General features: G+C 41.5%; 7 protein-coding genes and 1 tRNA gene. 4 read left to right on the top strand and 4 right to left on the bottom strand.

The window, feature by feature from the left end; translation table 11 throughout:
* Window positions 1-735: 735 nt before the first annotated feature.
* The 3 genes from V7K35_RS29255 (at window position 736) to V7K35_RS29245 (ending at window position 6,019) form a co-directional block, all read left to right on the top strand.
* Window positions 736-1,695: a ribonuclease Z gene (locus tag V7K35_RS29255; RefSeq protein ID WP_334793456.1), complete on the top strand. Its 960-nt coding sequence runs from the start codon at window positions 736-738 to the stop codon at window positions 1,693-1,695.
* 569 nt (window positions 1,696-2,264) lie between these two features.
* A complete protein-coding gene (locus V7K35_RS29250; protein ID WP_335083941.1) occupies window positions 2,265-4,478 on the top strand; it encodes a GumC family protein in 2,214 nt (737 codons plus the stop codon).
* A gap of 395 nt (window positions 4,479-4,873) precedes the next feature.
* Entirely contained in the window at window positions 4,874-6,019 is a 1,146-nt protein-coding gene (locus V7K35_RS29245) for a SpoIID/LytB domain-containing protein (protein ID WP_335083939.1), read from the top strand.
* A 76-nt stretch (window positions 6,020-6,095) separates the two neighbouring features.
* On the opposite strand, the gene V7K35_RS29240 is transcribed toward V7K35_RS29245, so the two are convergent.
* Window positions 6,096-7,394, bottom strand: a complete 1,299-nt coding sequence (locus V7K35_RS29240) for a hypothetical protein (RefSeq protein ID WP_335083937.1) — start codon at window positions 7,392-7,394, stop codon at window positions 6,096-6,098.
* Between the two features lie 228 nt (window positions 7,395-7,622).
* On the opposite strand from V7K35_RS29240, the gene V7K35_RS29235 reads away from it, so the two are divergent.
* Window positions 7,623-8,102 carry a hypothetical protein gene (locus tag V7K35_RS29235; protein ID WP_334793451.1) on the top strand — a complete coding sequence of 160 codons (480 nt, stop codon included), beginning with the start codon at window positions 7,623-7,625 and terminating at the stop codon, window positions 8,100-8,102.
* Between the two features lie 89 nt (window positions 8,103-8,191).
* Here V7K35_RS29235 and V7K35_RS29230 read toward each other — a convergent pair.
* The 3 genes from V7K35_RS29230 to V7K35_RS29220 form a co-directional block, all read right to left on the bottom strand.
* Window positions 8,192-8,263, bottom strand: a tRNA-Gln gene (locus V7K35_RS29230).
* 505 nt (window positions 8,264-8,768) lie between these two features.
* On the bottom strand, window positions 8,769-8,957 hold the full coding sequence (locus tag V7K35_RS29225) for a hypothetical protein (protein WP_335083935.1): 189 nt from the start codon (window positions 8,955-8,957) through the stop codon (window positions 8,769-8,771).
* 107 nt (window positions 8,958-9,064) lie between these two features.
* On the bottom strand, window positions 9,065-9,862 hold the full coding sequence (locus V7K35_RS29220; protein WP_335083945.1) for a WecB/TagA/CpsF family glycosyltransferase: 798 nt from the start codon (window positions 9,860-9,862) through the stop codon (window positions 9,065-9,067).
* Between the last annotated feature and the right edge of the window lie 338 nt (window positions 9,863-10,200).

The following is a 10,200-nucleotide window of genomic DNA, read 5'->3' as shown; positions in this document are numbered from 1 at the left end:
TAGGGGTAGCCCTACGCAAAAATAGCTCGATGCCAGGGACAATAATCTAACCAAAGCCTCCCGATTATCTTCGGGTAGGCTTTTGTTTTTGCTGAGAATCGTCAACTTTTGACTGTGCTAGTTTCTGCCACTCAGTTATCTTTACTAATCTCAATTATAAGCAGGACTGCAAACTATTATCATGGATGTCCGGGTGAGTCATCTCTGGAACAAAAATCTATCATCTCGATAATCCGATTCTCCGCTTCCGTGGCAAAAACCAATTATTAATAGGACTAGAATCGGATGAATACCGTTTAGGTCCTCATCCCTATTTCATACTTTTATTTCTGCGAACGGATAGTTTAGCTTAAATAAATTGCAGTTTCAAATTGAGTTTTTTTCCAGCTTTCTTGTTCAATTGGGTCAGCTTCTCTATATTCAGGTCGTGGTACACGCAGACAAAATATAATTTGTTTGAGGTACTGTCAACCACGTCTACGATCTATTTTTTCACCTTTTAGTTCGCTCAACCAATCTGCCACCTTTGTACCATTCCATAGTCCACGATCTGGACTCTTCTATGATCGGACTTGATATTATTCCAGAAAAAACAAGAGACAGCATTCATTAAAGAATGATAATCATTATGAAAGCGAGAAAAGGCGACTTCTTCTCAAAAGTATTTTGCTCATTAACCGTGTCACTATAGAAAATATAGCTGCAAATTGAGCAATAGGAAGACTAAAGAACGCTGTGCAGATAACATTCTTAGGGACCAGTTCCGGTGTACCCACACGATCGCGTAATGTTTCCAGTGTCGCCCTGAGATTACCCCAAAGGGCAGAACTGTGGTTATTCGACTGTGGTGAAGGCACCCAACATCAAATTATGCGGAGTGAACTGAAAATTAGTCAACTCTCCCGAATTTTTATCACTCATATGCACGGCGACCACATCTTTGGGTTGATGGGACTTCTTGCCACTTGCGGCTTGGCTGGCAATGTGGAACGAATTGATATATATGGGCCACCTGGATTAAATGATTACATTCAAGCTGCCTCCCGTTACTCTTACACACACTTTTCCTACCCCATTAAAGTCCATGCCATCCGTCCAGGAGTAATTTATGAAGACGATGACTTCACCGTTAGCTGTGGTAATTTGCATCACCGCATTACAGCTTTCGGCTACCGCGTAGCCGAAAAAGATCGAGCAGGACGCTTTGATATTGAAAAAGCCAAGGCGTTGCAAATTCCTCCTGGTCGCATTTACGGTCAACTCAAGCGCGGTGAAACAGTGACCCTTGGCGACGGACGGGTGATTGATGGCACCCAATTATGCGGACCTATAGAAATAGGTCGAAAAATTGCCTATTGTACAGACACAATTTATTGTGATGGTGCAGTGCAATTAGCTCATGATGCAGATGTATTAATTCACGAAGCAACCTTTGCCCATCAAGATGCAGACATGGCTTTTCAGCGATTGCATTCCACTACCACAATGGCAGCGCAAACAGCTTTAGCTGCTGGGGCACATCGACTGATTATGAGTCATTTTAGTCCCCGCTATGCTCCTGGCAATACCTTGGAGTTGAAGGATCTACTCAAGGAAGCCCGTGCTATTTTTCCCTGTACTGATATGGCTTATGATTTCATGATTCATGAAGTACCCAGGCGGCGGGAAGTAGAGTTAACCAAGCTAGGCGTTTAAATTTTGATTTTAGATTCTAGATTTCCTCTTGAACCCTTCTAATCTAAAATCTAAAATTAACCAGGCTCTATCTTAGAGTTTAGTAGTCCAACTCATAACGTCTAGCAAATAAACAGCAGTTTAGTTTTACCATAAAGTAAACTATTTAACTGCAAAATTACGGGCAAGTAAGTGTATCAATAATCAATAAATAGTATGGTTCAAATATTTTTCTTAATTTGATTTTTATATTAAAACTTATCAAAGTAACTTTAACATATAGTAGTGTTGTGAATCTGAGAATTTTTTACTTAAATACTTATGAAAAATAATTAATTTTCCGTCAAGATTTTTCTTCTTTAAAGAAAATGTTTATTGAAAATTTATTCTTTCAACACTGATTAAGAATTTATATGCATGAATTGATGAACATGAAAGTGCCAGTTGGCATAATATTGTGCCAAGTGAGCTTGTCATTATTGGAAGAATAATTAAGTATGTTGTTGCAGCTATAGGTGTAAAAAAACCTTTCACATTTCTCATAAATCTTGCAAATAAATATAGTGTTTCGATATTAGAGGAGTTTGATAGTGGCTAAGACTAGTCTGAATCAAGAGCAACAGGTTACTACTTCAGCACAAGGCGCAGTTGACATCAGACAACTATTTACTATTTTGCTTCGTCACCGCTTTTTGATCTTGGGGGTTTCCTGTGTAGTTATGTCTGCTGCTAGCCTCGTGGCTGTCATTGCTAAACCTACTTACCAGAGCAACATGCAGATATTGGTGAGTTCCAATTTATCTGAAGGGGCACAGTCAAATAATATCCCAGTAGATGCAGATAATCAGGTTACTGATTCCAATTCTCAAGTTGTTGATTCCGCTACTCAGATGAAACTCATGCTGAGTTCTAAGTTGCTTCAGAAAGCCGTAGATTTACTTCATTCTGATTATCCTAATATTACCTTAGAGGATATTAATGGTCAAACAGAATGGAACAAAAAAACATCTCTAAAAGTGACACCAGAAGAAGGAGGCATAGGAGCTAATAAAGTTTTTAGTCAAGTATTTAAAGTTTCCTTCGATGATAACGATCCAGTCAAAGCACAAAGAGTACTTCAATCTCTACAGAAAGTCTATCAAAACTACAACAAAGAGCAACAAAAAGAACGTCTGAATAAGGGACTAGCTTTTGTAAATGCTCGCCTACCTGAGATCAAAAAAGAGGTGAGTAAAGCTGATAAAAATTTGGAACAGTTTCGCAATAAACATAAATTACTCAATCCCGAAGTCCAAAGTAAAATCCTGTTAGAATCTCTAGCCGATATTCAACAACAGCTACAAACCACTCGTGCCAATCTTCAAGACGTAAATGCTCGCTACGATAACCTAGAGCAACAAATAGCCTCTTCATCTCAGCAGAATGAACTAATTTCTTCTCGTTTAAATCACTCAAGCCGCTACCAAGCACTATTGAGTGAAATTCAAAAGACTGAACTAGCATTGGCTAAGGAGCGGCTGCGCTATACAGACGATTATCCATCGGTACAAAAACTAAAACAGCAACGCCAAAGTCAACTGTCGCTATTACGACAAGAGGTGAAAGTTATTACTACTAGCAGTAAGGGAGAACCGCTCTTAAAAGGGCAAATGGTAGGGGTTGATCCAACACTAGTAGACGAATTTATTTTGGTGCAGACAACTGTTTTAGGACTAACTGCCAATGAAAAGAATCTAGCCGAGTCAGAACAGGGACTCCGCTCTGAGCTAAATAAATACCCAAGCTTAATAGCAGAGTATAACCGTCTGTTGCCAAAGGTACAAACTAGTCACAAAAGCCTTGAACAATTACTTCAGGCGCAACAGTCCTTGGGACTGAAAATTGCTCAGGAAGGATATAACTGGCAAGTTTTAGCAGAACCGGCTCTAGGTACTTATATGGGGAGCAACATATTATTACTTTTGGTTGGGGGAGGAGTAATTGGGCCGATTTTAGGTATCTTAGCAGCCCTGATTTTGGAAAAGTTTAATGACGCTATTTATTGTGCGGGAGATTTAAAGAAACTGACGAACCTACGTGTACTGGGGTCAGTACCAAAACTACCGTCGCGTGGTGTCAAAAAGCGGCGGCTGAACCTGCCTTGGAATGGGCAGCGAACCTCAGATTCCTCTGTAGTAGAAGCCACTACTAAATTACCCGTCCATGAAACCTTGGACATGATCTACCAAAATATTCAAATATTAAAATATCCCTTACCCTTCAAGTCATTGATGTTGACTTCAGCACTACCAGGCGAAGGGAAGACAACCTTAGTATTAGGGCTTGTGGCTAGCGCTACCCGAATGCATCGACGGGTATTAGTTATTGATGCCAACCTACATAATCCTAGCCTACACAAAATCCTGGAACTATCCAATGACTGGGGACTATCTCTGTTATTAGTTGATGAGACAACTACTCATTTTCAAGATTATATCCAGCCTATTCACCCCTCTATTGATATTTTGACTGCTGGACCTGTACCAGAAGACACGGTGAAGTTGCTCAGTTCTCGAAGGATGAAAGAACTAATAGAGTTGTTTGAGCAAACATATGACTTAGTACTGATAGATGCTCCGCCTATTTTAGGCAGAGTTGATGCCAGAATTGTGGCATCTCTTTGCAATGGTATCGTAATGGTAGAGCGCATGGGTAAAGTAACCCGAACTGAACTGACTCAAGCTACAGAAATTTTGAGTAAGTTGAATTTAATTGGAATTATCGCTAATGAAGTGAGCAATTCTCAAAAGGTATTGGCATCGTAGGCAGATCAAAGAAGACGCCAAGAGTGGGAGACGCACCGACGCTCTTGAAACTCTCAGTGTTCTTATGTCCCTGTGTTCTCTTTTGTCCAGTTTTTAAATGCAACCGCACTGATATTTGTAGGATGAAGCACGGGTAAGAACTTCTGATATGCGCGATCGCAGTAACAATCTTAAATCATTCGTGAACAACGAGATCCCCGACTTCTGTGAGAAGTCGGGGATCTGAGCCTTGCCAAGAGCGAGTGTCAAGATCATCTGATTTCTACTTTATAGTTAAAGCAAAATGCATAATTAGTAGGAGGTGGCAACCTCCTGCGTTGGAGAAGTGTCTCATCAAGTAGTAGACGCCATAGTTAAGAGCGTCAATTAGATACTAGTGTGATTAGATGATCAGCATGAAATTCCAACTTTACTTAGGCTCTTTCTTTTCCCAGATTAAAGTACGTTATTCGTGGGTAAGTGTCCTTTTGTGGATAGCTTTGGTTGCCCCAGCCCAAGCATCTGTAATTCTGCGTGTGGCAATTGAGAGAGGGGTTAATCAGGTAAAAGTGGGCAGTTCCACCACTGGGATCGTCAAGGATAGTACTGGCCGGACTCTCGGAGAGTTACCAGCGATGAGTGCATATTATGCCCAAACCATTCCTGGCGGAGTTGCTTTAGATAAGTGGCAGTCTGGTTTATTTTGGATTGAGCCAACTGGTAAAGGATTCGTTTATATTGGCGATCGCTGGTATCGGGGTAGAACTCTGGTTGTCCCTACAGAAAAAGGCTTAACCGCTGTTAACTGGGTTGATGACCAAGAATATCTCTACAGCGTTCTCGGTGGCGAAATGGATGCTAGCTGGCCCCAAGAAGCTTTAAAAGCCCAAGCGATCGCTGCCCGCACCTATGCCCTCTACGAACGAGAAAAACAGCGGAATAATCCTATTTATGATTTAGGCAATACCCCGGATCGTTGGCAAATTTACAAAGGTGTCATTAGTGAAGCTCCTGCTACTTACGCCGCAGTGGATTCCACATTAGGGCAAGTACTAACTTACAAAAACCGGATTATTCTTTCAGTTTTCCACGCTTGTTCTGGGGGACACACTGAAAATGTGGAAGATGTTTGGGGAAGCAACGAGCCTTACCTACGGGCTGTTGAAGACTACGATCAAAATATCCGCGAGTGTAATTGGGTGAAAACCTTCTCACCTACTGAAATTAGCGCTAAATTTCCTGAGGTGGGCAATGTCTTGGATATGATTCCAGAAACATACTCACCTTTCCGCAGTGTTAAAGTCTTGAAAATTGTCGGCAACAGGGGTACAAAGGTGCTACAGGGCGAGCAAGTGCGGACAGCCCTCAAGTTAAAAAGTACCCGCTTTAGCGTCACCAAGGGAGCCGATGGGAGTTTTGTACTGCAAGGGCTTGGCTTCGGTCATGGGTTGGGTATGAGTCAGTGGGGGGCGTATAATCTGGCTCGGCAGGGAGTGAACCACTTGCAAATTTTGGGGCATTATTATCAAGGTGTAGCCTTAACACCAATTCAGGCGAAGTAAGGAGAAAGTTAGGAGTTAAAAGTTAGGAGTTTTAAATAAATCTTAATTATTCACTCCTCACTCTCAACTCTTCACTCTATTCCCCACTCCCACGTTCCAAGCGCCGTTGCCATTCAGCATCAGTTTGTGCAGAATACTCAACTTCCTGGTCGAGTAAGTCGGTTTCGCTAGAATACACTAAATCTTCATTGCCAATAACTTTTTCTGTTGCAAATTGTTGAGCATAGTCGATTTTTTGTTGCAAAGGTGCATCAGGACTTGCTAATAGCCTTGATCGGGAAAGGCGATCGCGGTTGCGATCAACAATTTTGCGATTACGCCACCGAATCCAAAAATAACGCAATAACGGTACACCTAAGAAACCTGCTCCGTAAGCCAATAGCAGCCAATAAATTCCTTGCACAAAAGCTACCAGTCCACCTAATTGGACAGCTACTGTCCCATCTCTCAACAAACTTCCCAGTACTAAAGCACCAACAAAATTTAGTACACCCAACCCAGCACTCAGCATAATTTGCCCTGAACTTGCAGCACTAAAACGCCAGAGTAATTCCTCCAAATAAGCTGATATTGAATGACGGCGTTTTTTAACTGCACTCACCTGCAACTCTGGGAAGTAATAAACAATTTGCCCTTCCGGACTTACCGTCGGTTGCCCATTAAATCGCGTCAGAACAGGCAGCATATAATCTTCGTACTCTCTTGTATATCCCTCGCCAATGTCATCCAAATATGGGGCAATTTGTTCTGCTACCACTGCACCACGGTTACTCCGAATCACCGTAGCAATTTCTTGCCAGCGGCGTTCTTCTAAGTTGGCGTTTGGATTCCCATCACCAAACAAAAACGAAAACACAGCTTCAAAGAAATTTAGATTGCTTTCTTCGCGGCTTCCACGTCGTCGTTCCTGGTAGTGGGTGTCATAATTTGGGCTAAGATACCAAAATAAATTTGGAAAATAGAAAAACCCCCCACCGCCAGAATTACTGCCCCGATTGTTGCCGTCACGGTCTGAATTGGCAGCAGTAATAATAATGAAGATGGTAACAGTTATCAGAACGATAGAAAGAGTTAAGAAAATTCCAAAAGAAATGCGAATCAGGTAAAACAGAACACTCCAGACCTTTTTCCACCATTCCTGCAATCGTAACCGGAAGTATTTATTACGCAAAATTGCTCGAAAATTTGGTGGAAAAAGGTAAACTATATCACCCGAATCCGCTACCTGCAAATGTCCCCCAGCATCAGATGCCAGGGCTAACAAGCTTTGATTAGCTTCAGCGACGTTCAATCCTGCCTGAGTTGCCACATCACCAACGGTGACACGATAGCCCAGCTGTTCTACAGCTTGCATGATGGTGGGACTGGGAGCCATTGCTCTCCCCTCCTGTTAAACTTATTCCCCTTTTCTTCAGTATAAAGATTTTATTTGGAGCAACTTGGCAGGCGGAGGATTGAAGCATGAGATCATTAAAAATATAAATCACATGAATTTGGGAAACCGAGACTGAAATAGATTTACCAACAAAGAACCTGACACGCAAGATGTTATAATTAGTTTCCTCAGCTTGGTTAACCAGCAACTTTTCTGCTCAAATCAAATATGGTTCAATACACTCTCGCTCAAAGCCCAGAAATTATTCTCACTGTTTCTGGAAAAGATTCAGCCAAAACCCGTGACAAAGCAATGGATCAGCTGATGGAACTGATGGATGCAGGTAAGCTACCCACGGAACTGGAAGAAGGATTTGGCCCTCAACAATTAATTGAGGTTAAAGAGCCAACTATTGATATTGCTAGCGGTGAGGATACCATTACACAAGCTGTTCAGGTGCTGAGTAACTTGGCCACACTCAAGCTCAAAGTTCAGGAGTCACGAACTGAAGCGTTAGAAATTCGCAAAGCTGTTGATGTTCTGTTCTCTGACGAGTCGGTAACTGAAGAGGAAATTACTCGACTCAAGGAAGGTTTTAAAGTTCTCAAAAATTTTGCCCAAGCTAATGTGCGTTACCAAGAAGCGCGATCTAAAGCAGAACAGGCTAGGCAAACTCTGGATCAAGCTCTCAAATCGCCTGACAAGTAACATTTTCAGAATTAGATGCATTGATACGCATCTTAAAAATGTAATTAAATATTCTAAAAGACAGGCATGACAGCCTGTCTTTAAATTAACTGGGGCGCTAGGATTCGAACCCAGGGATGGCGAGACCAAAACCCGCTGCCTTACCACTTGGCGACGCCCCAATGATTTCACTATAGTTAATATAGCACTTAGTTCTGGGTTAATGTCAAGTACTTTAATAGTTGGTTTCAGGTAATGGATTTTTACAGCAGGACATTGATTAGTCGGAATGCTTACACTTAGACTCTTTGATCATTTTGGGGTGAACCCTAGAATCAACGTTTGGCTGTATCGTCGAACTGACGTTAATTTATCCGATAGTGATGAAAGAGGGTTAAGAGGAAAAATTGTGCGATCGCAATTCGCTTTGAATTTAAAATGTGCTTCACTTGATTATGAACGCTTTAGGGTCTGTTCCTGCTGACTATAAACACATTAGACCTCTTGCAAAAATCCTTGAATCACCCCTCCCCAACCCTCCCCTTATGAAGGGGAGGGGGCAAGATTTAAAGTTTCCCCCCAATATATCGGGGAGCCACTGCGTTGCGGAGGTTCCCTCCGTTGTAGCAAGTGGCGTGGGATTAAGGGGGGTCTATTCGACTTATGCAAGAGGTCTATTATTTATTTTTATGGATAACTTGTTGGTAAATTGCCATCAACGGCGATATGACTGAGAAAGTAAAAATGTAAATCGAGATCCTGAATACAGTGGATTTCAACACAACTAACGTCAATATTTGTGCTGTAACAATAAAAAGCTAGCAACATCCATGCTTCTAGGAATGTTCCCAAGAAATGTTTAGTGCTTAATATCATACCAACTATTGCTCCAGAAGCTGTTACATGTAACTTTAATATGCAAAGCTAGGGGCAACTAGATTATTTCTTTTCACGCCAGTTAGTCTTACCCTATTTCCTTTTCCTTAATCCCCAGTGTCGTGAAGGAAGACCGCTGCAATACGACTTGATGATAGTAGTTGCTTCATAGCCAGCCATATAAATAGTGGAATGGTCTTAGCATAGCGACTGCAAAGTCGGCGCGGTTCTTGAATCCATCGATACAGCCATTCAAGTCCTAAGTCTCGAACTATGCGGGGTGCCCGCTTGTGAATTCCTGCATAAACTGGGAAAACTCCACCCAGTCCAATCATTACAGCTTGTATCTTACCCTTATGTTGAGCTATCCAATTTTCTTGTTTGGGACATCCCAGAGACACTAAGACGGTGCTGGCACCACTAGAATTAATCTTTTGAACTAAAGCTTCGTCTTCAGTTTCAGTCAGGGGACGAAAGGGTAGAGGTTCCATCGCCGCAATCTTCATCTGGGGAAATTCCTGCTCTAACCTTTTTCGCATCCTAGAAAGAATTTCTGTTTGGGAACCTAGAAAGAAAATACTAAGATTTTGTGTTTGAGTTAGCTGACACAATGCTAGGAAAATATCCATCCCTGCCACACGGTCTTGGTAAAGCGCCCCCATTTTTCGCATCATCCATACAAGAGGCATACCATCAGGAGTAACTATATCTGCATTTCGTAATACGGTAGCAAACTCTGGATTCCAATGAGCTTCAATGAGCATATGTACATTGGCTACATATACAGTTTTGCTTTCACGCTTATTGGCCCACTTCAGTATTGTTTGTACCTGGTGATCAAAGCGTAAAGCAGTAATAGGAAAATCAAGCACTTTTTTAGTAGGTAGAAGCACTCTTGCCACTATCAATAACTCCTGTGTCCAAGAAAAAAATCCATAGATTACCTAGACCAATCCGAATATTGAATAATTCGGATTGGATGACTCCTGACTTTTTGTCGGCTTGTGTCATCATTGGAAGTTAACACATGGAGGTGCAATTGCCTTCTTAGTATACTTTTGGCTTAATCGGTAATACTAGAATTATTTGCTGTTGTGTCCTAGCTTACTGTTTTAAGCTAGGGATTTCAGACGCTGTTTGCCAAAATTCATACTTCCTTTATAATAAATTTTTGATAGATTCATGCAAGCATTACAATTACAATAAATTCCTATGGATATATATATTTTTTGCGTAATATTTG

Source organism: Nostoc sp. (assembly GCF_036917275.1).
Lineage (GTDB): Bacteria > Cyanobacteriota > Cyanobacteriia > Cyanobacteriales > Nostocaceae > Nostoc.
This window is presented reverse-complemented; position numbering and strand designations above follow the sequence as displayed.